Here is a 21,422-nt window from a genome sequence, read left to right as displayed (position 1 = left end):
GACAGCGCGACGACACCCCCGAGCCAGCCGATGGCGGTGCTTCCGGGCGGCGAGGTGACCGAAAACGGCCCGATGCTGGCCGCCGACGGCCGACCTCTCAAGCACAGCCTGAACCGGGCGCTGCGGCGCGAGAAGCTGCGCGCCTTTCTGCTGATCTCGCCGCTGCTGGTCTTCATCCTCGTGGCCTTCGTGGCCCCGATCGCCGAAATGCTGTTCCGCTCAGTCGAGAACCAGATCGTCTCGGAGACGCTGCCGCGCACCGTGGCGGCGCTGCGCGAGGACCAGAACCTGCCCGAGGCGGCCCCCGGCGAGCCGGTCTACGAGGCGCTTTACACCGATCTTTTCATCGCTGCGGAATACAAGTCGCACACCCGTCTGGGCAGCCGATTGAACTACGAATCGACCGGCCTGAGTTCGCTGTTCCGCGGCACCGGCCGCGATGTCGGCCGCTTTGACACCGATATCTATACCGACCAGTTCGTCGAGGCCGCACCTGCACTCGAGGACCCCGTCGCGTGGTCGAACTGGATGGCCGACGACGAAATCCGCGAGGCGCTGCCCTTTACCGCCGACGCGTGGGACGCGTGGGTCACGCTGACCGTCGAGGCCAACGAGGACGACCCGCTCGAGGAGGATGTCGAGGATTTCGTCTATACCGCGCTCTACCGCGACTTCGCGAACGGCGCGTCGCCCTCCGGCTTTCCCGATGTCGATGTCTCGAACTTCGAAAGCGTCTCGATCAAGGCGCTGTTCGAGGAGTCGGATGAGGACTGGGTCGACCCCGACGTCTGGCAGGTCATCAAGACCTACAGCCCGAACTACACCGACGGCTATTTTCTCAACTCGGTCGACATGATGAACGGCCCCGGCGGCGAGGCCGAATGGCGCCCGGAGAGCGAGCAGATCTATCTCAAGCTGTTCTGGCGCACCATGTGGATGTCGATGGCGATCACCTTCTCCTGCATCCTGCTGGGCTACCCGATCGCCTTCCTGCTCTCGACGCTGCCGCTGCGCACGGCGAACGTGCTGATGATCCTCGTGCTGTTGCCGTTCTGGACCTCGCTTCTGGTGCGGACGAGCGCCTGGAAGGTGCTGCTGCAACAGCAGGGCGTGATCAACGACACGCTGGTCTGGCTCGGGCTGGTGGACGATCTCAACCGGCTGCAGCTGATCAACAACGCCACCGGCACGGTGATCGCGATGACGCATATCCTGCTGCCCTTCATGATCCTGCCGCTCTACTCGGTGATGAAGACGATCCCGCCCTCCTACATGCGGGCCGCCAAATCCATGGGGGCGAACGACTGGACCGCCTTCTGGCGGGTGTGGTTCCCGCTCTCGGTGCCGGGCATCGGCGCGGGCTCCATCCTCGCCTTCATCCTGTCGATCGGCTACTACATCACGCCCGAGATCGTCGGCGGCACCTCCGGCGTCTTCATCTCGAACCGGATCGCCTACCACATCTCGTCGTCGCTGAACTGGGGCCTCGCGGCCGCGCTGGGCACCATCCTGCTGGCGCTCGTGCTCACGCTCTACTGGGTCTACGACCGCATCGTCGGCATCGACAACGTCAAGCTGGGAGGCTGAGACATGGCTGGACTTCCCCCCTATGCCTCGACCGGCCAGAAGGTCTGGCATTATTCCTACCTCGTGATCTGCGCGGCGATCTTCTTCTTTCTGATCGCGCCGATCCTCATCATCATCCCACTGTCGTTCAACGCCGAGAACTTCTTCACCTTCACGCCCGAGATGCTGGCGCTCGACCCCGAGGGTTATTCGACCAAGCATTACCGCGACTTCTTCACCAACCCCGACTGGCAGGTGCCCTTGTGGAACTCGCTGAAGATCGCGCCGGTCGCGACCTTCCTGTCGGTGGCGCTCGGCACGCTCGCGGCGATCGGTCTGAGCCAGCCGCACGTGCCGTTCCGCCGGGCGATCATGGCGATCCTGATCTCGCCGATGATCGTGCCGCTGATCATCTCGGCGGCGGGCATGTATTTCTTCTACAGCCGGATCGGCCTGCAGGGGACCTATTGGGGCGTGGTGCTCGCCCACGCCGCTCTGGGCATCCCCTTCGTGATCATCACCGTCACCGCGACGCTGGTGGGCTTTGATCGTTCGCTGACGCGGGCGGCGGCGAACCTCGGGGCGGGGCCGGTGCGCACCTTCTTCAAGGTGCAGATGCCGCTGATCCTGCCGGGCGTGGTCTCGGGCGGGCTGTTCGCCTTCATCACCTCCTTCGACGAGGTGGTGGTGGTGCTCTTTGTGGGCTCCGCGGGGCAGAAGACGCTGCCTTGGCAGATGTTCACCGGCCTGCGTGAGCAGATCTCGCCCACCATCCTCGCTGCCGCGACGGTGCTGATCTCGATCTCGGTGGTGCTTCTGGTCACGCTCGAGGTGCTGCGGCGCCGCTCCGAGCGGCTGCGCGGCATGTCGCCGGGCTGAGGCCGGGCCCACCCGTGACACGGCATCGAACGCCCCGCAGGTCACCTGCGGGGCGTTTCGCGTCCGATGCGGATCAGGGCAACAGCGCCAGCCAGAGCGTCGCGGTCAGAATCGAGGCCACCGTGCCGATCAGCACCGCCGAGGCGGCCACCCGCTTGGCCGAGCCGTAGATCGAGGCGAAGAGATAGGCGTTCACCCCCGGCGCCATGGCCGCGGTGATCACTGCCGAGCGGAACGCCTCGACGCGTAGCCCTGCCAGAGAGCCCACGCCCCAGACCACCGCCGGGTGCAGCACCAGCGACACTGCGACGACATAGAGGATCACCCGCATGTCCCCCTCGGGGCGGTAGCGGTAGAGGATGCCGCCCAGCCCGAACAGCGCGGTCGGCAACCCCGCCCGCGCCATCATCTCGAGCGCCTCGATCCCCACCTCGGGCAGCCCCAGCCCCGACAGGTTGACCAGCGCCCCGAGGCCGATGCCGAGGATCAGCGCGTTGCGCCCCATGCCGCGCAGCACCTTGAGCGGCAGCTGCCGCAGGCTCTTGCCCTGCGCCCGGGCCAGCTCCATCGCGGTGATCCCCACCGCGTAGCAGAACGGCGAATGCAGCGCGATGATCGCGAAATTGGCCTGCAGCGCGTCGGCTCCGTAGGCGCGCTCGGTGATCGGCAGACCCAGCAGCAGCGAGTTCGAGAACAGCCCGACGAAGCCGATCGCCACCGCGTCCTCCCAGCTGCGACCGAAGATCAGCCGCGCTCCGAACAGCCCCGCGAAGAACCCCGCCAGCGCGCCCGCATAGAAGCTGCCCAAGAGGGTGAGATCGAATTCCTGCCCCAGATCGAGCCGGGCGATGGCCAGAAACAACAGGCAGGGGATCGCGAAGCTCTGGCTGAACTTCATCACCCCGTCGATCGCGTTTTCGCCGATCCAGCCGCGCCACGCGGCGAGATAGCCGAAGCCCAGCACCAGAAAGACCGGCAGCGTGACGGTCAGCAGCAGCAGCATGTTCGGGCCTCCGCGCGGGACGGAGCCGCGGATTTGCGTGAGGTCGGATCGAAAGGGGCGGGACCCCTTGCCTAGAGCTCGAAGACCAGCGTCATCCCGTCATGGGCAGGTGTCACGTAGTCGGGGGTTTCGGCCGCGACGGTGGCATGGTCGAGGTCGTAATGCATGTTGGTCAGCACCGCGCGCCCCGGGGCGGCGCGCTCGATCCAGTCCAGCGTCAGGGCGAGATGCGCGTGGCTCGGATGCGGGCTGCGGCGCAGCGCGTCGACGATCAGGCAGTCGAGGCCCTGCAGGTGCCGCCATGCCGCCTCTGGGATCTCGTTGACGTCCGGGAGATAGGCCAGCCCGCAGCAGCGCAGGCCCAGCGCGGTGATGTTGCCATGCACGAGGTCAAAGGGCGCGAGGCGGATCTCGCCGCCGGCACCGGTCACGACCACGTCGCCGTCGATCGGGTGCAGGTCGCAGATCGGTGGGTAGGCCGAGCCCGCGGGCGTCTCGAAGGCATAGCCGAAGCGCAGCATCAGCGCCTCTGTGGTGGGCGCGTCGGCCCAGCATTGCAGCCTACTGCGCATGTTGAAGGCGATCATCCGCAGATCATCGATGCCATGCACGTGGTCGGCATGGGCATGGGTCCAGACCACACCGTCGAGTTCGCCCACCTGGGCGTCGAGCATCTGCGCGCGCAGGTCCGGCGAGGTATCGATCAGCACCCGCGTGACGCCGCCCGGCCCGTGCCGCGTCAGCAGGAGCGAGCAGCGGGTGCGGGTGTTGCGCGGATCGGCGGGGTCGCAATCGCCCCAGAGATTGCCAAGGCGTGGCACGCCCCCCGAGGAGCCGCAGCCGAGGATGCGCGCCTCCAACCGGTCGCTCATGCGCGACTCCAGCCGGCGGCTCTGGAGAACAGCCGGTCGAAATTGGCCGAGGTACGGGCGGCGAACTCGGGCAGGGAGAGGCCGAAGACCTCGGCACCGACCTTGGCCGTATAGGCGGTATAGGCGGGTTCGTTGCGGCGGCCCCGATGGGGGGGCGGCGCGAGATAGGGGCTGTCGGTCTCGACCAGGATGCGGTCGAGCGGGGCGCTCTTGAAGATCTCGCGCAGCTCGCCCGAGCGCGGAAAGGCCGCGATGCCCGACATCGACAGGTAGAAGCCGAGATCCAGCGCCGCCCGCCCCAGCGCGGCGGAGGAGGAGAAGCAGTGCATCATGCAGGCGTATTCGCCCGCCGCGTGCTCCTCGGCGAGGATGCGCGCCATGTCGTCATCGGCGTCGCGGGCGTGAATGATGAGCGGCAGGCCGGTGCGGCGCGCCGCCTCGATGTGGATGCGCAGGCTCTCCTGCTGCACCGCGCGGCTCTCGGCGGTGTAGTGGTAGTCGAGCCCGGTCTCGCCGATGCCGACCATCTTGGGGTGCCGAGCGAGCTCCACGAGATCCTCGACCGAGGCGAGCGGCTCGTCCGCGGCGCTCATCGGATGGGTGCCCACGGCCCAGAACACCGGGTCGTGCGCCTCCGAGATGGCACGCACGGCACTCGCGTTCTTCAGCTTGGTGCAGATCGTGACCATCCGGGTCACGCCGGCCTGCAAGGCACGGGCGATCACCGCCTCGCGTTCCTCGGCGAAGTCGGGAAAGTCGAGGTGGCAATGCGCGTCGACGAGTTGGAAATCTGGAGAAGTCATCTGGCCTCAGGCTGCGGCGACACCGGTCGCCATCGCTTCGATCCTCAACAGCATATCTAGAAGCAGCGCCGAAGGGTCAAGGTTGACCGCCCGCCCATGCCGCGCCCGCGCCGACAACTCCTGTTGAAGCTCGGCCACGCGCCGCGCCGCCCGCGCATCAGGCGCCAGCGCCGTCAGAAGCCGCGCCTCGCCCGGTGCCCCCTCCAGATCCGGCGCGCCCATCAACCCGGCGCGCGCCGCGCGGGTCAGCAGGAGGTCGATCAGATCGAGCATCAGCGGAAACCGGGTTTCGGCCCCCTTGCCGGCGCAGGCATCGGCCATGGCGATGGCGCGGGGCCGGTCGATATGCGGCAGCCCCGAGAGCAGCGCCACCAGATCGGCGTAGAGCGCGCGCCCGTCGGCCTGCGCGATCCGGGCCGCCCCGCCGACCGACCCAGCCGCCAGCACCGAGAGCGCCTCGGGCGCCTCGCTCGCGACACCGGCCTGCGCCAGTGCCTCGGCCAGCGGGGCGGGTTCGAGCGGGCGTAGCCGCAGCACCCGGCAGCGCGAGCGGATCGTCGGCAGCAGGGCCGAGGGCTGGTGCGAGATCAGCATCAAGGTGGTGTTGGCGGGCGGCTCCTCGAGCTCCTTGAGAAGCGCGTTGGCTGCCGAGAGGTTCATCTCGTCGGCGGCGTCGACGATCACCGCGCGGTGGCCGCCATCGGTGGAACTGAGATGGAAAAAGCTCTTGAGCTTGCGCATCTCCTCGACCCGGATCTGCGCCGAGATCCGGTCGCCCTTGTCGTTGGGGCCGCGCTTGAGCACGAAGAGACGCGGATGCGACCCGGCGCGGATACGCCGCAGGTCGGGGTGATCGGCGGCCATCTCCAGCCCTTCGGAGGCGTCGCGCCCGGCGAGAAGATGCGCCGCGATGCGGTAAGCCAGCGTCGCCTTGCCCACCCCCATCGGCCCGGTGACGAGCCAGCCCGAATGCATCCGCCCCCCGGCCTGCGTGGCGAGGAACTCGGCCACCGCCGCGTCCTGCCCGATCAGCCGCGCCGTCTCGCGCGGGTGCGGCAGGCCGGGCAGGCCGGTCGGATCGGGCAGATCCTCGCTCATGGCGCGATCCCGGCGCGGGGCAGGGCGATGGCCGCGATCTCGGCGGCCACCTCGTCGGGCGCGCGGTCGCCGTCGATCACGCGAAACCGCTCCGGGGCCTTGGCGGCAAGATCGAGAAAGCCCGCGCGCAGCGTTTCCTGGAACCCCAGCCCCATATCCTCGAACCGGTCCTCGCCCGAACGCCGCGCGAGGCCGCGTTCGAGCGCGGTGGCGGGGTCCATGTCGATCAGGAAGGTGAGGTCCGGCTCGGTGCCGATCATCAGCGCGTGCAGCCGGTCCACCGTGTCGCGCAGGTCGCCGCGCGTGGCGCCCTGATAGACGCGGGTGCTGTCGGCGAAGCGGTCGGTGATGACGATCCTGTCGGCCTCGAGCGCCGGGCGGATGGTCCGCTCCAGATGGTCGCGCCGCGCGGCGGTGAAGAGCAGAAGCTCGGTCTCGGCGGACCAGCGCGCAGGATCGCCGGTGAGCACGAGCCGCCGGATCTCCTCGGCGCCGGGGCTGCCGCCCGGTTCGCGCGTCAGCACCGCCTCGCGCCCGGCGGCGCGCAGCGTCTCGGCCAGACGCTGCCCTTGGGTGGACTTGCCCGAGCCGTCGATGCCTTCGAAGCTTATGAAGAGGCCGGACACCGGTGGATCAGGTTTCGTCTTCGGTGGCGGGGGTGGCGGGCTCCGCCTCGGGGGTCGCGTCGGTTTCCGGGGCAGGGTCCTCGGCCAAGGGATCGAGGCCGGGCAGCGTGAGCCCCTCGGGACCGAAGCGATCGAACAGCACCGAGGCCGCGACCTTGACCCGCGGCACGAAGCCGCCCCGCGCCACGCCCGTCTCGGCCACCAGCGGTACTCGCGTCGCGGGCATCCCCTCGCGCGCGATCACCAACTCGGCCAATGCCTGGCCTTTTCGATCGGGGCCTCGACGGGGCCTTGATAGACCACCTCGGCGGCGAGATCGTCGCCCGACATGACGGGCAGCAGCACCGACACGTCCTCGGCCAGCGTCAGGCCGACCCGGTTCCGCTCACCCATCCAGACCTCGGCCTCCGAAATCCGGGTGCCGGCGGCGCCGATGTCGCGCTGCGCGAACTGGCGGAATGACCAGTTGACGATCCGCTCGGCCTCGACGCGGCGCGATTCCGTGCTGTCGAGGCCGGTGATCACAAAAATCACCCGCCGCTCGCCCTGCTTGGCCGAGCCGACGAGGCCGTAGCCCGCCTCGGAAGTATGACCGGTCTTGAGCCCGTCGGCGCCGATGCCGAGGCCGAGGATCGGGTTGCGGTTCTGGCTGTTCGACGGCACGCGGCCATCGAACTCGAATTCCTGCTCGGCGAACATCGGGTAAAAGGTCGGGAAATCCGAGATCAGGTGACTGGCGAGGATGCCCAGATCGCGCATCGACATGCGCTGACGCGGATCGGGCCAGCCGTTGGAGTTCGCGAAGGTGGAGTTCATCATGCCCATCTCGCGGGCGCGTTCGGTCATCAGCCGCGCAAAGCCCGCCTCGGTTCCGTCCGGCGACAGCGCCTCGGCCAGCACGGCGGAGGCGTCGTTGCCCGACAGCACGACCACCCCGCGCAGCAGATCCTCGACCCGCACACGGTCGGTGGTGTCGAGAAACATCGAAGAGCCGCCATAGGAGGCGGCATGTTCGGAGACGGGCAGACGCTGATCGGCCGACAGCCGCCCCGAGGCGATCGCCTCGAAGGCCATGTAGAGCGTCATCAGCTTGGACATGGAGGCGGGCGGCAGCGCCTCGTCGGCGTTCTTGGCCAGAAGCTCGGTGCCCGTGGTGTGGTCGAGCACATAGGCCGCGCGGGCCGGTGTCTCGAAGCCCTGCGCATGGGCGAGGGGCGTGAGAGCGACGAGGGTCGCGGCGGCGAGGAAGACGGCACGGATCATCAAGGTCGCTCCGGTCGGTTGGCGGGCCACGCGGCGGCGGCCGGGAAGAAGAGGTCGAGACCGGGCCATGCGTCGGCCCGGTCCCGGATCAGTTTCGCACGAAATAGGCATCCGTGAAGCCCAAAGCCTTGACGCGCACCAGCGCCGCGTCGCGGGCCTCCGCCGCCGCGGCGGGGCCGACGACGACGCGCCAGTAGCTCGAACCCTGGATCTCGGAGGTGACGACGCGCGCGGCCAGCCCCTCGACCTCCATCGCCGTGGCGGTGTCGCGGGCGTTGGCCTCGACCGAGAAGATGCCGATCTGGATGAAGGGCCGATCGAGATCGCCGCTCGGGGCGGGCGTCTCGAGGGCGGGCGTCGCAGGCGCGGGGGCGAGGGTCTCGGGTGCCGCCGCCGGAGCCCCGGCGGCGCCGTCGGTGGGCGGCAGCGGCACGGCGGCGATCGGCATGGGGTCGTCGAAATCGGTGGTGGCGCCGGGGGCCTCGGGGGCGGCGCTTTCGTCGCGGCGCAGCGCCGTGACATTGAGCCGGGCGGGCGCACCGGCGAGCATTCCCAGTGCTTCGGCGGCCTCGGAGCTGACCTGCAGCGCCGGTCCCGGCGTTTCGCGCTCGCGCCGGAACAGCGCGCCGATCACGAAGCGGCCATTGGCCTCGTTGCGGATGACGACCTGACCGATCTGTTCGACGTCGACCTCCGGATAGGCGACCCAGACGCCGCCCAGCGAGGGGCGCCCGTCCCACAGGCCGGAATCGGTGACCTGGAACACGCCCGGGGCCTCCACGTCGCGCGAGACGATCTCGGTGCGGTCGGCGCCGCCGGGGCCGGTGGCGGAGCCGGTCTCGCCGCAGGCACCGAGGGCGAGCAGCGTGCCCAGCAGCATCGCGACCGGCCGCGCAGTAATGGTGGCTGGCATGTGTCGTCCCTCGATTGCCCGCTCGGACCGTTGCCCGGTCCGCTCTTGTCTGTTCACCGCCGCCCGCGATCGGGTGGTCGGCGATGCGTGGCGAACATATCGGGGGGGCGTGCGGCTTTGAAAGCCGGTAGCGCGTCAGCTCGCGGAAAATCGCGTGATCGGACCTCTTTCCGAATCGCGCCGCAGTGCTTAGGGCGAGTGCGCCGGAGGAGTGGCAGAGTGGTCGATTGCAGCGGTCTTGAAAACCGCCGTGCGTGAGAGCGTACCGTGGGTTCGAATCCCACCTCCTCCGCCACCCGACAATCGATCTCAGTCTGCGGGTGGCGGGTAAGTCTCTGTTATATAGCTAAATTTGCGCCAAGTGGCAGTTAAGCGCCTGCGCCGAGTCACTATTTTGGGACGCAATTTGGGACACAATGTGGGGCACGCGAATGGGCGATGTTGCGCAAATCCGTCTCGAGCATGACTGCCTCTTTTTCTGCCTTTCTTCAGTGGACGGCTTCGACCTCGGCCCTGCCAAAGGTCGAGAAGCGGTTCATGATGGCGATGCAGATCTGGATTTCGGCAGTTTAGCGGTCGGGATTTCGTTACATGATCCTCTCGCCGAGTAGCTTTAGGCGGTCGTGTCGCGGAGTATGGTGTAGCTGAAGCAGCCATCGGTTTTCTCGATAGGGTCGGAGGGCGAAAGCCAACCTGAACAATGGGATGACCCCGATGACCAAACCCCTGATGGACCTGAGAGAGCTTGTGGAGAAGAGCGGTGACGCGGATCTTCTGCGCGAGATGATCGGTTTTACCGCCGAGCGCCGGATGGAGCTCGAGGTCGGCGGCCAGACCGGCGCCGCCTATGGCGAGATGAGCCTTGAGCGGCGGGCGCAGCGCAACGGCTACCGGGACTGGCAGGCGCGGTCCGGGAACGTAGAGCTGGGCACTCCCAAGCTGCGGACGGGCAGCTACTTTTCCTCGTTCCTGGAGCCCCGGCGGGACGTTGAATAGGCAGTGATGGCGGTAATCCAGAAGGCCTGCGTCCACGGTGTTGTGACGCGTGTCATGGCCGATCTGGTGCAGGCCACGGGCGGCATCGGCATCGCCAAGAGCCAGGTCAGTCGGTTGTGCGAAGAGATCGACGATCGGGTCGATGCTTTCCTGACCGGTCGATCGAGAGCGAGCGGCCCTATCTCTGGATCGATGCGACCTATCTCAAGGTCCGCCAAGGCGGCCGCATCGTGTCCGTCGCCGTCACCATCGCCGTGGGTGGGAACACCGATGGCCGTCGCGAGGTGCTTGGCATGGCCATCGGCCCTTCCGAGGCGGAGACGTTCTGGACCGATTTCCTGCGCGACCTCGTGCGCCGAGGGATGTCCGGCGTGAAGCTTGTGATCGGCGATGCTCACGAAGGCATCAAGGCTGCTACCGCCCGCGTGCTGTCCACGACCTGGCAGCGTTGCCGAGTGCATTTCCAGCGAAACGCCTTGGCCCATGCCGGCAAGAGCAGCCGCAGGGTCGTGTCAGCGTTCATTGCCACGGCCCTCGCCCAGCCCGACCACGGCGCCGCCAGAACGCAATGGCCCTCATGGCCGACCAGATGCGAGGCAAGCTGCCGAAGCTTGCTGCCCTCCTGGACGGGGCCAAGGAGGATGCCCTTGCCTACATGACCTTTCCCCAGCAATACGGGACAGAGCTGCATTCGACAAATCCGACTGAGCGCCTGAACGGTGAGATCAAACGGCGCACCGATGTTGTTGGCATCTTCCCCAATGAGGTCGCCATTCGACGCCTGGTAGGAGCGATCCTGATGGAGCAGACCGAGGAGGGACGGTGCAGCGCTCTATTACATGACGCTGGAAGTGCTCGTGCCTGCCCCGCAGACGGACTGATCAACTCGGCCCGCCGAAACCCATCAGGCCAGCCAGGAGCTACACTACCTCATGGGTGACGATCCGCTCGGGGAGCGCATCGCCGCGAGAAACCCCGACCGCCAGTCCGCTGAAGTCCACATCCGCAATGCCCTCATGAACCGCTTCTCAACCCTCGGCGCTGCCGAGAACGTTCGCGCGGCAAGACCTCGTTGGGGAAACGGAAAACTAAGGCTCAAGCTTGAGCTCTACAACAGCGCCAACTTGAGGCGCGACGGGAACGAAAAAGATCCGGCCTCCATGGGATTAGCGAAACATCGCCGTTCGCCGAAGAGGCCGTCAACGCTTGTGCGAAACAAAAGTGCTATACCGAAATGGCATCGGCATTTATACCTGCTGGTAGCAATGCAGAGATATCTTTCACCATCTGAGCCCGGGCGGAGTGGATATCGCCGCGGATATCTACACGGTAGTGATAAAATTTTGCGCCTGTTGACATGCGGCCGATGCGCTTAAGGCCCTGACTCTCACCTTCGTTGGCTGGAGAGAATAGAACCCCGAATTGCGCGCTGGCAGCTGTGACATGGCTAATAATCTGGTAGCGATCAACTTCCTTGATTTTTGGCTTGTACTTCACTTCGCCGAGGCCAAGAACTTCCTTCTTGCCTCGCCGATAAATCAAGTCGGGCTTTGTTGGGTAGGTACTGTTGTCCTCGAAAAGCCTGCCTTGATGCTTGTTACCATCGAGAACAGAAATCCGCTGGGGGCGAAGAGCCTCTACGAAGGTCTGACGGATAAATCTCTCAAACACATCTTCGAGGTTGAAGAGGAACGAGGGGAGCTCTTTTCCTCTTGGTTCGAACGTAAAGGCGATTCCGCCGCCTGTCAGTAAAAGATGATAGACGCGGAGCAAGGCCTCATAATTGCTGCGGAGCCTCAGCGAGACGCTCTCGTCGAGGGAAAAGTCATGCCCGGTCGGTTCACGCTCATTGACGCGACGCAACGTATCGAGTGCGATCTGAATGAGGCGGCGTTCCTCATCCCAGTCTTTCGTGGGTGGAATAATTCGAGCGAAGCGGAGGCACGCGGCCTTTACCACCCGATTTATTGGACTATCGAGTCCGAATTCAAATACGCTTGAAACAGTATTAATGGGGTTTCCGCGTGAAAGGTAGCGGCTTATAGTTTGGCCAAACTCGACACGTGGCTGGTAGAAGCCGTTCACGGCGCGCGGGTAATAGCTGCGCTCAAATCCTGCTGAAAGCGCCTTACGCAAATAGTGGCAAAAGCTCCGCGCAAGAAGGTGTATAGGTGTAGATTTTTCTGTGACTTGATAGCGCCTAATTGTCGGAAGAATCCGGGCGTATGTTTCGCCGCCAATCTCCAGCATTGCCCACAAATTTTCGATTGGAAATTTTGGGACAATGTTAAGAGTGATCGAGCTGGTGAGCGGCAAGAATCCAATTAATCCGAGCGCCACGAGATCTATGCCATCGGAAACGTCTTTAAGTTCAATCGCTTTTAGTTCGCGAGTTTCGGGAAGGATGAGCGAGCGCCCATGGTGGTCCACGAGTTCGCTTCGCGGAAAATAGTGTCTTCCACGTTCTGCGATTTCGATAACTCGTGCTTCAGGAGGTGGCATTGACGTCGCTCGACTCAACCTTCTATCGCCACATCGATTGCCGCGGCCGCTTCATCGCTTCCAGCCGCTTCCGCTTCTTCATCAACTTCAAGCAGTTGATCTACCTCCTCCTTTATGCTGTTGAACCTTTGGCGGTCATGGAAAAGCGTGCGCTGCAAGCCGAGCTTTACTCGTCCTTCCCATACATGAGCCAAATCTTCGACGCTGCGAACATGCAGAAAATTGGTGTGGCCAAAGCCTGCCGGAAAGGATTCGTTCAATATATCGAACAGACGCACAACGCGTGTAAGCACACGTTCTTCAACTCCCTTGTCCTTCAGGTACTTCTGAAGAAATACTTTGTCCGGCTCCATTGAGATGACAATAAAGCGACGCAGAAGTGCATCATCGAGATCAGTAACTGAGCGATCAAACGGGTTCGCAGTAGCCAAGACAATCAGATTGCGAGGTAGCTTGGTTTTCGTACCAGAAATAGCGAGCGTGAACTCCTTGTCACGGTAGTCAAGCTCCAGATACGTCAGGAGCTCACCAAAAATACGCGCCACATCACCGCGGTTCAGTTCGTCAATTACAAGAACATAATGATTGTTAGGGTCGGATTTTGCCTGATTTGCAAAGTTTAGGAAATGCCGCGAGTCAAGCCTGTAAGTGACCCCTATGTCACCTCCGTTTGCGTCCTTGGCTTCGACTGGTCTGAAACCTTCGACGAAATCATCATAGCCGAAGGCTGGATGAAACTGAAGAAAGAGGATGCGGCTCTCATCTGCGTCAGTCAGATAGTCAGCGATATCATGCGCATATTTAGTCTTTCCCGTACCTGGCGGCCCAGCAAGAAGAAACGAATGGCTGGTTTTCTTGTTGATGGCATTGAGAATAATTGCCAATACTGCATCGTCGGCGCTAATAGGATTCTTTATGGCAGCATCGGTTTCAGTCGCGGGCGGCTCAGCGAGATATGCTGCTAAGCGAGGCGCAAGTTCGTTAATAAAGTCTTCATCCGAAGGTCGAACATTCGATGTCGCAGGCCAATCGCGATCTTGCGTCAATCTGAACCTGCCCTGGTAAGGGGGCTGGAAGCTTGGGATTTCGAGTTCATTCTGCAAAAGGTAATCATATAGAGCCTGCCAGCTCATAATGTCGTCTGGAAAGCCTTTGAAGGCAAAAAGCCAGACCATGAAATCTTCAAACTCGAACGCGTCAGGAATTTCTTCTTCAAAGGCGGACTGAAAGTCTGTTGTAAGGCGAATGGTGGTTTTCTCGCCTTCAATCTGGCCTTGCATCCGCATTTCACGGTAGCCACGGCTGGAAAAGAGATTGCCCCACATCTTCGTATCTTGGCGGATCATGTAGTCGCCAGCGAAGTTGCCACTCTTCCATTTAATGCCTTTGAGGCGAGGGCGAAGCAGATTGTTCCCAGACGGGAAAGCGTCGATTCCTACCAAGTCAGCGTTGAAATATTGGTCAAGGAAGCGATCGGTGCCAGCTTGCTGGGACATGTCCACAAAGGCACTTGTGCCGATATCGTTTGCGGCGAAAACAAAAGCGGGGATCAGCCAATTTGCACTGACCTCTTGAAGCGCTTCTATCGACTGCTTAATTGTCGGAATATCGAAGTACTGCACGATTTACTCTTTCTTCGATTTTCCCGGCTTGCGGAAGTTCTGTCGGTTACCTGTCCAGTCATCCCAAAGCGGGGACGGCTTCTGAAGGCGTTCTACGAGTTCACCCCAAGACGAAGATTGGTATTCTTCAGCCTCGACTGCGCCTTGAACGTAATCGATATAGTCATCGCTCATATCGATGCCGACAACATTACGGTGATTGGCCATAGAAGTCAGGATGGATGTTCCGCTTCCAACAAAGGGATCGAGAACATGGCCGTTCGGTGGACTGGCGACCTCAATACAACGACGCACAAGCTCCGAAGGGAACGCGGCGTTGTGACTGGCGCGTCGGTTGCGTTCTATTGGGATGTTCCAGACATCTTCCTCGACCAGCTTCGAGCGGTCGAAGCTGTAAAAACGGCTTTTGGAAAACATAAAGACAAATTCGTACTGCCGATATGGCCGATCCCGCGCAGTTGGTTCGACGAAAGCGTTGCAGCGGTTCCAGATGATCGAACTACGAAGCGTCCAGCCACGCTGCTGCATTTCGAAGGCAACTTTCCACGGTATGCCAATCATGCTTTTCTTCGGAATATCCCACCCGCTCATATCGACAGGACGGACCTTCGTGCGGAGGAAGTTTCGGGAGGAACATTTCGGGTCGCTGCCGTGCGGTTGCCCATTTCCTGAATAGTAGGTATCACCGATATTCAGAAAGAAGACACCTTCAGGGTGGAGCGTCCGTTTTACTTCATCGAAAACTCCCATTAGAGCTTCGACGTAGGCGTCCACAGATTCTTCGTGGCCGAGCTGGTCGTCATAGCCATAATCTCGCACCCAAAAGTAAGGGGGTGACGTGACAGCTACATTAAAGACATTACTCGGCAGTGACTTCAGCATTGTAGCTGAGTCACCATGCATGAGGCCTGCGAAGTGTCCAGATTTCGACGTATAGGCGTACTTCGACGCAGCGGCGGAAACCGGAACTGACTGAGCGGATTTCTCGCTATCGACAGTGAGGGTGTTTGGAAAAGACGAAGAATCCATATCGTTCTTGCTTCCTTATACTGTGCGCTTGCGTGCAGTCTTGCTACACTGGATCTGAGAACATAACAAGAACGAATGGCGTTGGGGCTGAGGCTTCCTGTGGATCGGCCACCTATGCCCTACTGCTACTGCTCCGCTTCTTGGTACTTCGTGCGATGGCGGATGGCCCAACGTGTAGAGGCTGTAACTTGGACACGCAACAAGCGGTGGCGATCCGCCGATGCTTACGAACCTGGATACATAGACCCTGGTGCCAAGGTTGTATGGCAAGGATATTCCCCATGGAGTTCTCGTCAGGCCGAACCCGAGGCAAGTCTAAGTTGGCTACTCCTCGACTTGTCTCGTTTTCTTAATGGTTTGGATCATGAACCCGTCGCGCGGGTCCAGTTCCGACGAGCTATGAGTTCTGCCTTCCTCAAACTGGAGAAGCCGCTGTCATGAACCACGCTGACGGGGGGGCATGGCGGCCGTGGGAAGAGCGCTCCAGGTGACCAAAGGGAGGACGAGGTCACGACCTTGACCACGACTGCCACGACGAGGCGGTTCAGAGGGTCACGCTTGGGAATGAAGACGTAATCCTGTCCGAGCTTCTGTCCTACCCGGACGGCGATCCGTAGCCACGTCTTCTTGGTGTCATCGTTCCAAGGCTGCGAGATCGGACAGATGAAGGGCAGATTGAACATCGGCTGTTCCGCCCGATGCACCATCGCCGCCTGTGTGTAGAAGAGTACTTCGTTGGCCGAACTTATCTTCCGGACCTCCTCGCTGTCGAGCATCGCGAACGGGTCCGCTTTTTGCCGAAGCCACGCATTCCCTACCTTGGGAGCGAACTTGAAGGTCAGGTCGCGCCCAGTCGTATCCAGGCTCAGGTGAGAGAACAGGTGGCGCCAATCACCGGCGTCGATGGCGGCTTCGACCCAGGCATTGCTCTTTCCACCGGGGGAGCCGGCAATCGCCGCAATGTCCGAGCATGCAACGCTACAACCCCGAAGGCCGGTTGTCGCAATGACGCCGACCGAGAGGTGCTTCTGAGAATCGACAAAGGCATAGCAGCCGTGAAACAGCCGGAGCAGGTGCAGTGATGGTTTGGCCTTCTCCACCAGGGCGACTAATTCTTTGGGCATGAGGTATTCTGTGGGTTTGGACATGAGGTCCCTCCTGTTGTTCAGAGGGGATCTGGGTCCGAAGCGAACCGCTCGGAAAAAGAACCCGTGACAACCACCCGCAAAATTGTCTGACCCAGCCGGAAAACTGCCTGAGCCGTGCCGACGGTGGTCTGAACGGGGCCCGTTCCTGCCGAAATACTCCGTCAGCTTGTCCGCGCACTCCGAAGTTCTGCCCCGAAAGTCCGAATTTCTGCCCGGGAATGCCGGATCTCTGCCGGCCGATCCTCGTCATGTCATTGAGGCAAAAAGAAAAAGTCGGGGTGAGAACCTGCGGAACCTATGGAAGCTCAAGAACCCCCAGAAGTGCGTGAGGACGGATGCATTGAACGGGAAAAGCCAAAATTTCCTGGTCGGAAACAGCGGCCAACTTTAGCCGAATTTCGGTGGTCGGAACGTCCGCAGCGCGTCGGACCGCCGGCTTCGGCCAAGCTGCCGAAGCCCGTCGCTGCTCCGAGCGCCACCGCCATGATACAGGCCCGGCCTTCAGGTGCCGGAATTACCAGCCGTAGCGACTGATAGGTTTGGCCACCGTTGAGGGGCCAATACCTGGCAGCCATGCCTGGAGGCCCAGCACTCGAAAAAACAAGGCTCGGGCTGATGTGCTGCGAGCCAGCAATCTTTCCATACAGATGCACATCCGGGTCAGGTGATGCTGTGTCAAAGCCCCGAAATCGTGAGCTTTTCGAAAATCGTGCTTGGATCGTTTTGGGCTGGCCCATATGGACCAATGTTCTCTGTGCCACCCCCTTCGGGGCGGTAATACCCGGTAATACCGCTACCGGACGTTACATCTTACACGGAGTTCGCCATGACCGCGCCAGAGCCTTCCCCATCCCAAGACCCCAGGTCGATCAACCCGGAGCTGTTGCGACGCGTCGAAGAAGCGTATCTCGCTTTTCGCGCCGAGCACGACGGCAAGAATCCCACCCGGGTCCAGCTCAACGCGGTCATCAAAACTTCCTTCTCGCGTCTGTGCGAGGCAGCCCGCCTGGTGGAGGCACGGCTCGGTGCGATCGAGACGCGCCTTGCGTCCATGCCCGATATTCCCGAGGAACTGCGCCTCGCGAATGATCAGGGTCTCAAGGCGATTTGGGCGAAAGCCCGCGAGCTTCTGAATGGTGAACTCGTCGACACGAAGCGCATTCTGGCGATTGAGCGCGGCAACCACCGAACCGATCTGGCGCAGATGCAGGAAGTCGTCACTGTCGTCGAAGCCGATCGCGATGCCGAGCGCGACCGGGCCGATGCGGCGGAGAAGCAGGCGGAAACATTGCGTTTGCAGCTTGAGACCATTCAGGCTGAACTGGCCGCCGCGGAGTCGCGCTTGGCAGAACGTGCCGACATCCTTGCCGCCCTGCGCCAGTCCGGCGGCGCCTTGGAGGAGGGCAATGACATGAATGCGACCAAACGCGCTCGGGGGAGCCGGAAAATCGTCGGCCCCGAAACCGGGGATCTACCGATGATTTTCTCCGCTCTGCCGAGCACGGATCAGTAGCCTTGCTCGCATCGGCGGTGAGAAGGGCAGGGAGGCCTCGGAAGCCTCAGCTGCCCCGCCGCCTCTCGCGGGCGTGATTTGTCCGGATCACGTGAAGGGCCCGGGGCGGAGAGTCGGTGTGCAGAAGCGCGCGCCCGGCGTCAGTGGCTTGGCCGGGGTGGTGCTCGCGCAACTCGATGACCAAGCCACGACGTGCTGCTTCCTCGGCAAGATGATGCTGGCCAGCCCGGTAACGAACCTGGATGTCATCATGCTCTGCGAAGTCCGCTGCGTCTCGCGTCGGAGCGTAGGCGTCGCAGATATCAGTGTTAGTAAGACCTCGAAGATGTTCGTCGAGGCGCTCGACCGTAAAGTCGGTGGGCACCGCCCATGCCCCCGGGATCGGTCGCAGCTCGTCGTCGGGTCCTGCCTCGTTCAGGTTTACGATGTCGAGCATCGACTTCGGAGGCGTCTGGTTCTGGGCTTTTTCGAAGTCGATGATGGCGGCTGCGCGAGCTTGCTGCTTTGCCAGCTTGGCAGCGATGCGCTTGTGGAGGCCGAACGTAGTCCGGGCGAAGCCCACGATCCAGTCCCGCGCCGGCTGGATCTTTTCCATGAGCCATTCGCGCCGCTTCTTGCTCTTCGGCTTGTTGCGCCCCCAAGTCAGGCCCTCGGGCCGTTCTGCTGAAGGCGGCGAGTAGGTGAGCTCTTCGGCTATGACAGCTTGCGTCCCTATGCGCAGGGACTGCTCTCTGGCTGCCAGAGCCGCACTGGCAGTGGCGGCCTCTCGCCGGGCCTGTTCAGCCGCTTGTTGCTTGGCTCGGACCCCGACGAGCGTTTCCTTTGCCTCGGCTCGCTCCTGTGCAGCAGCCTTCCTGTCCTCAACCGCCGCGGCCCTTTCCTTCACTGCTTCCTTCCGGTCCTCGACGGCAGCCTCGGCCTCCATCGCGGCCAACTCACGGCCGCGAGCCGGCGAAATGTTCCTGCGCTTGCATACCGCCTCGCCACGTATCCGCTTGGCTCGTTCCTTGGCGGCACGGCGTTCGCCGCGCTGGAGGTCGAGACCCTGACGCTGGGCGAAGTCGGCAATACGATCTTGGAGGAGCTCGTAGCTCCGGCGAGTGAGCTTCGGGTCGGGCTCGTCGCCCTCGAAGAGCGGCTGCACCTCCTTCATGCCGAACAGTCGATGTCGATGATGACTCAGCTCCCGCCGCTTGGTCCTCTTGTTCTCGTGCTCGGGTGCAACGATGAACGAGATGTGCGGGGTCTTCTCGTCGCGGTCGAAGCGGGCGTAGAGCACCTCATCGCCGAACTCCTCCTCCAGATAGCCCATGACGAAGTCGCGGAAGACATCGATCTTGGCGGGGTCTTCGCTGCCCTCGCAGTCGAGGAACCATTCGTGCGAGACGGAGATCAGGCCCTCAGTGAACGGAGCGACATTCTTGAGGTCCCACGGCCAGCCGACGAGCTCCGCCAGCGCGTGCGGATCGTCCCCGGCCCCCTCGATGGCGTCTTCGAGTTCTCTGGCTTGGGAAGTATGTCGGCTGCGGCGCAGTCCCGCTGCCTTACGTACGCCGTTGTCCTTCTGCATGCGCGCAATGTGCTCGTTGGCGATGTCACGAAGATGCTCGTGCCCTACGAGATACTCGTTCAGGTGCGTGCGAGTGGGATCGACATGTTCGAGATCGTCTCCGAGGCGTTTCCCATGGGCTTCGACCCCGCCGAGGCTGTAACAGGTCACGCGCTGATATCGCTGGACGATGAGGTTCTCTGGCTCTTCCATTCCGGGGAATTGCGTCCCGGCCAAGGCCGTCGCTACCGATCGGGATCAGGACCGCCTCGGGCGGCCCTGCGGGCGCCTCCCGGGATGCGCGCAGCTCTGTACTCTGTACTCACTACTGAGCTGCGCGCACCGGCCTTCGTCTCGTTGCGCGCAGCTCTCCCGTTCGCCGAGGCGCTGCCCCGGACCCCGCGCCTCCGGCGGGGCGCCTGCGCGGCGGGCGGTCCTGCGCGGACGGCGGCAGGGCGCTCGCCACCCCTGCACTCCGGCGCCTCCTGGCGGGCCAAGGGTCATCGTTCGCCACTCCCCCTTTGGAAACCCCCTGGCGTCTCCGACGGGGTGGGGAGGTCGTTCCGCACTCCTTCCCCACCGCCCCGCCTGCTCGGGCCTCCCCGGCCCCGGCAAGGAGAGGGGGTCCTCTCCTCGACCTCTCCCCTCAAGACGCCGAACAGGTCGGCGAGTGCATCGCCGGCGGGTCGCCGGTGAGCTAATGCTCGTCGGCATACCTGTTTTCCCGCTCAACCCGGCACTTTGGGCAAGTGCCTGGTGGAGCGGGGAAATCGAATGACCGGAGCAGGGTGAGCGCACTGGCGGAGCACGTGTCCTATCCCGACGCGCGAGGCGGCGCGATTGATCAACCCCCCCCCGGCGCTTGCATGTCGGACGAAATGCGCTCACCTGTCTGCTAACCGCTTGAGATTGGTGCGCGTCTCACAGGCCAAGCTCAGGGCGCGAAGAAAAGATGGGCTGGCCGAACCCATCGCGACGGGTCACGTGCCAGCCGATCTGCCTTTTGAAGGCTGAAGCTCAGGCCCTCCAACCTTTCCAGTTGCGATACTCGATGACCGACTGATCGAGGTGAGAACGGGCCTGGAAGTCGCTGGAAACGTAGAAGGACCCGTATCGACTTTGGTCGATCTGCTCGCGACGGAAGAGCGCTCGCTCTGTTTCTGTCTCGAGGGCCTTTCGGCACTGAGCCAGAAACTCAGAATTTGCCGCGATCGCAACGAGCCGCTGATGGTTGGCCTCGGTTTCACGCAATTTGATTTCTTGCTCGAGGAGCCGCAGACGAAGTCGTTCGCTCAGGCACCCGCATCGCCATGAGGAGGTGCCGAAGATACTCCTCAGAGGTGCCAACTCATCCCAAGCAGCGCTGAGCTCATCAGCCGTCAAGCAGACGAACTCCCGCAAGTCGTTTCGTGTACGCCGCTCGATCTCTCGGTCGAGCAGGTACCTGCCACACTCACCAACAATGCGTTCGGCACCGTACCTTGCATCCTCGATGATCGGAATGTCGGCAATAAACCCGTTCTTCGACTGGGTGTGGTCAGGTCTGACAAGCCGCTTGGCGACGAAAGCCTCGACCGCTCCCGTGGCGGTGAAATCCGTGCGGACGAAGTGCGAAATCGTCGGAGCGTACCGTTCCCGCGGCGCTTTCCGTAGTTCCGCAAGTGTCATCGTGGCAGTTTGCCGCTGCACCTCCGCCACCATCTTGGCGAGCTTCGTGAGCGTGGCGGCAGGTATGTGAAGTCCCGTGCTGATCATTTTTTTCCTCGTACTGGGGTGGGTCGTAGCCAGTATTTCGGTTCGACCGGGATCGGCCGGAAACGTTCAGCGTCACAAAGTCCCTGCATGCGGCCGCCCGGGCAAAGGAGCTTCTTCTACGCTGCGCGCACCCTTTGCCGAGGAGGCGAACCACCGGACCCGCCGAGCCCAAATGATCTGCGGCACTGCTTCGAAGTCGGGCTTCGGCGGCCATCACATCAGGTCAGGTTCCGAACGGCGGGAGATATGAAGCAGATTGTCCGCGCTCCTCTTTCTGTCCCGGTC

16 protein-coding genes, 1 tRNA gene and 3 pseudogenes are annotated in these 21,422 nt (G+C 62.9%); 7 read left to right on the top strand and 13 right to left on the bottom strand.

The features are described 5' to 3' along the window. Window positions 1-30: 30 nt before the first annotated feature. Together MBELCI_RS20305 and MBELCI_RS20300 are read left to right on the top strand one after the other, a co-directional pair. Entirely contained in the window at window positions 31-1,587 is a 1,557-nt protein-coding gene (locus MBELCI_RS20305) for an ABC transporter permease (protein ID WP_045319522.1), read from the top strand. Window positions 1,588-1,590: 3 nt separating this feature from the next. Further along, window positions 1,591-2,445, top strand: a complete 855-nt coding sequence (locus MBELCI_RS20300; RefSeq protein WP_021692072.1) for an ABC transporter permease — start codon at window positions 1,591-1,593, stop codon at window positions 2,443-2,445. Window positions 2,446-2,518: 73 nt separating this feature from the next. On the opposite strand, the gene MBELCI_RS00085 is transcribed toward MBELCI_RS20300, so the two are convergent. From MBELCI_RS00085 to MBELCI_RS00055, 7 genes and pseudogenes are all read right to left on the bottom strand, one after another. Further along, the gene (locus MBELCI_RS00085) at window positions 2,519-3,448 is read right to left on the bottom strand and encodes an AEC family transporter (protein WP_021692071.1); all 930 of its coding nucleotides are present in this window, start codon (window positions 3,446-3,448) and stop codon (window positions 2,519-2,521) included. Between the two features lie 71 nt (window positions 3,449-3,519). Further along, the gene (locus MBELCI_RS00080; RefSeq protein ID WP_021692070.1) at window positions 3,520-4,320 is read right to left on the bottom strand and encodes an MBL fold metallo-hydrolase; all 801 of its coding nucleotides are present in this window, start codon (window positions 4,318-4,320) and stop codon (window positions 3,520-3,522) included. Continuing rightward, complete coding sequence (locus MBELCI_RS00075; protein WP_021692069.1) at window positions 4,317-5,123, bottom strand: TatD family hydrolase; 807 nt, start codon at window positions 5,121-5,123, stop codon at window positions 4,317-4,319. Before MBELCI_RS00075 ends, MBELCI_RS00080 begins: the two co-directional genes overlap by 4 nt. A gap of 6 nt (window positions 5,124-5,129) precedes the next feature. Then, window positions 5,130-6,221 carry a DNA polymerase III subunit delta' gene (locus MBELCI_RS00070; RefSeq protein ID WP_021692068.1) on the bottom strand — a complete coding sequence of 364 codons (1,092 nt, stop codon included), beginning with the start codon at window positions 6,219-6,221 and terminating at the stop codon, window positions 5,130-5,132. After that, complete coding sequence (tmk, locus tag MBELCI_RS00065; RefSeq protein ID WP_021692067.1) at window positions 6,218-6,847, bottom strand: dTMP kinase; 630 nt, start codon at window positions 6,845-6,847, stop codon at window positions 6,218-6,220. Before tmk ends, MBELCI_RS00070 begins: the two co-directional genes overlap by 4 nt. A gap of 7 nt (window positions 6,848-6,854) precedes the next feature. Then, window positions 6,855-8,110 (bottom strand): annotated as a pseudogene (locus MBELCI_RS00060) (D-alanyl-D-alanine carboxypeptidase family protein). Between the two features lie 88 nt (window positions 8,111-8,198). After that, window positions 8,199-9,023, bottom strand: coding sequence for an SPOR domain-containing protein (locus MBELCI_RS00055; RefSeq protein ID WP_021692065.1), 825 nt, complete (start codon window positions 9,021-9,023; stop codon window positions 8,199-8,201). 205 nt (window positions 9,024-9,228) lie between these two features. Between MBELCI_RS00055 and MBELCI_RS00050 the strand changes: the two genes are divergently transcribed. From MBELCI_RS00050 to MBELCI_RS20295, 4 genes and pseudogenes are all read left to right on the top strand, one after another. Beyond that, a tRNA-Ser gene (locus MBELCI_RS00050) sits at window positions 9,229-9,318 on the top strand. A 136-nt stretch (window positions 9,319-9,454) separates the two neighbouring features. After that, window positions 9,455-9,634 carry a hypothetical protein gene (locus MBELCI_RS22880; protein WP_131505488.1) on the top strand — a complete coding sequence of 60 codons (180 nt, stop codon included), beginning with the start codon at window positions 9,455-9,457 and terminating at the stop codon, window positions 9,632-9,634. Window positions 9,635-9,728: 94 nt separating this feature from the next. Beyond that, window positions 9,729-10,959 (top strand): annotated as a pseudogene (locus tag MBELCI_RS00045) (IS256 family transposase). A 10-nt stretch (window positions 10,960-10,969) separates the two neighbouring features. After that, a pseudogene (locus MBELCI_RS20295) lies at window positions 10,970-11,083 on the top strand (IS5/IS1182 family transposase); the annotation flags it as partial. 160 nt (window positions 11,084-11,243) lie between these two features. On the opposite strand, the gene MBELCI_RS19685 reads toward MBELCI_RS20295, so the two are convergent. From MBELCI_RS19685 to MBELCI_RS00020, 4 genes are all read right to left on the bottom strand, one after another. Next, on the bottom strand, window positions 11,244-12,449 hold the full coding sequence (locus tag MBELCI_RS19685; RefSeq protein WP_158497361.1) for an McrC family protein: 1,206 nt from the start codon (window positions 12,447-12,449) through the stop codon (window positions 11,244-11,246). Between the two features lie 86 nt (window positions 12,450-12,535). Continuing rightward, on the bottom strand, window positions 12,536-14,143 hold the full coding sequence (locus MBELCI_RS19680) for an McrB family protein (RefSeq protein ID WP_021692062.1): 1,608 nt from the start codon (window positions 14,141-14,143) through the stop codon (window positions 12,536-12,538). 3 nt (window positions 14,144-14,146) lie between these two features. After that, on the bottom strand, window positions 14,147-15,025 hold the full coding sequence (locus MBELCI_RS19675; RefSeq protein WP_158497360.1) for a DNA-methyltransferase: 879 nt from the start codon (window positions 15,023-15,025) through the stop codon (window positions 14,147-14,149). 509 nt (window positions 15,026-15,534) lie between these two features. Continuing rightward, window positions 15,535-16,320: a hypothetical protein gene (locus tag MBELCI_RS00020; protein WP_045319496.1), complete on the bottom strand. Its 786-nt coding sequence runs from the start codon at window positions 16,318-16,320 to the stop codon at window positions 15,535-15,537. A gap of 826 nt (window positions 16,321-17,146) precedes the next feature. Between MBELCI_RS00020 and MBELCI_RS00015 the strand changes: the two genes are divergently transcribed. Further along, window positions 17,147-17,833, top strand: coding sequence for a hypothetical protein (locus MBELCI_RS00015; RefSeq protein ID WP_131505487.1), 687 nt, complete (start codon window positions 17,147-17,149; stop codon window positions 17,831-17,833). Window positions 17,834-17,879: 46 nt separating this feature from the next. On the opposite strand, the gene MBELCI_RS00010 is transcribed toward MBELCI_RS00015, so the two are convergent. Continuing rightward, the gene (locus tag MBELCI_RS00010; protein WP_045319494.1) at window positions 17,880-19,595 is read right to left on the bottom strand and encodes a plasmid recombination protein; all 1,716 of its coding nucleotides are present in this window, start codon (window positions 19,593-19,595) and stop codon (window positions 17,880-17,882) included. Between the two features lie 804 nt (window positions 19,596-20,399). Next, window positions 20,400-21,137: a hypothetical protein gene (locus tag MBELCI_RS00005; protein ID WP_045319493.1), complete on the bottom strand. Its 738-nt coding sequence runs from the start codon at window positions 21,135-21,137 to the stop codon at window positions 20,400-20,402. Window positions 21,138-21,422 lie beyond the last annotated feature (285 nt).

This window comes from Limimaricola cinnabarinus LL-001, assembly GCF_000466965.1.
In the GTDB taxonomy this organism is placed as follows: Bacteria; Pseudomonadota; Alphaproteobacteria; order Rhodobacterales; family Rhodobacteraceae; genus Limimaricola; species Limimaricola cinnabarinus.
This window is presented reverse-complemented; position numbering and strand designations above follow the sequence as displayed.

Bases quoted from the DNA above. Each gene is read 5' to 3' on its own strand.
- MBELCI_RS19675 (WP_158497360.1), bottom strand. From the start codon at position 15,025: ATGCTGAAGTCACTGCCGAGTAATGTCTTTAATGTAGCTGTCACGTCA.
- MBELCI_RS20300 (WP_021692072.1), top strand. From the start codon at position 1,591: ATGGCTGGACTTCCCCCCTATGCCTCGACCGGCCAGAAGGTCTGGCAT.
- MBELCI_RS22880 (WP_131505488.1), top strand. From the start codon at position 9,455: ATGGGCGATGTTGCGCAAATCCGTCTCGAGCATGACTGCCTCTTTTTC.
- MBELCI_RS00055 (WP_021692065.1), bottom strand. From the start codon at position 9,023: ATGCCAGCCACCATTACTGCGCGGCCGGTCGCGATGCTGCTGGGCACG.
- MBELCI_RS20305 (WP_045319522.1), top strand. From the start codon at position 31: ATGGCGGTGCTTCCGGGCGGCGAGGTGACCGAAAACGGCCCGATGCTG.
- MBELCI_RS00015 (WP_131505487.1), top strand. From the start codon at position 17,147: ATGACCGCGCCAGAGCCTTCCCCATCCCAAGACCCCAGGTCGATCAAC.
- MBELCI_RS00070 (WP_021692068.1), bottom strand. From the start codon at position 6,221: ATGAGCGAGGATCTGCCCGATCCGACCGGCCTGCCCGGCCTGCCGCAC.
- MBELCI_RS00085 (WP_021692071.1), bottom strand. From the start codon at position 3,448: ATGCTGCTGCTGCTGACCGTCACGCTGCCGGTCTTTCTGGTGCTGGGC.
- MBELCI_RS00005 (WP_045319493.1), bottom strand. From the start codon at position 21,137: ATGATCAGCACGGGACTTCACATACCTGCCGCCACGCTCACGAAGCTC.
- MBELCI_RS00020 (WP_045319496.1), bottom strand. From the start codon at position 16,320: ATGTCCAAACCCACAGAATACCTCATGCCCAAAGAATTAGTCGCCCTG.
- MBELCI_RS00080 (WP_021692070.1), bottom strand. From the start codon at position 4,320: ATGAGCGACCGGTTGGAGGCGCGCATCCTCGGCTGCGGCTCCTCGGGG.
- MBELCI_RS00075 (WP_021692069.1), bottom strand. From the start codon at position 5,123: ATGACTTCTCCAGATTTCCAACTCGTCGACGCGCATTGCCACCTCGAC.
- MBELCI_RS00010 (WP_045319494.1), bottom strand. From the start codon at position 19,595: ATGGAAGAGCCAGAGAACCTCATCGTCCAGCGATATCAGCGCGTGACC.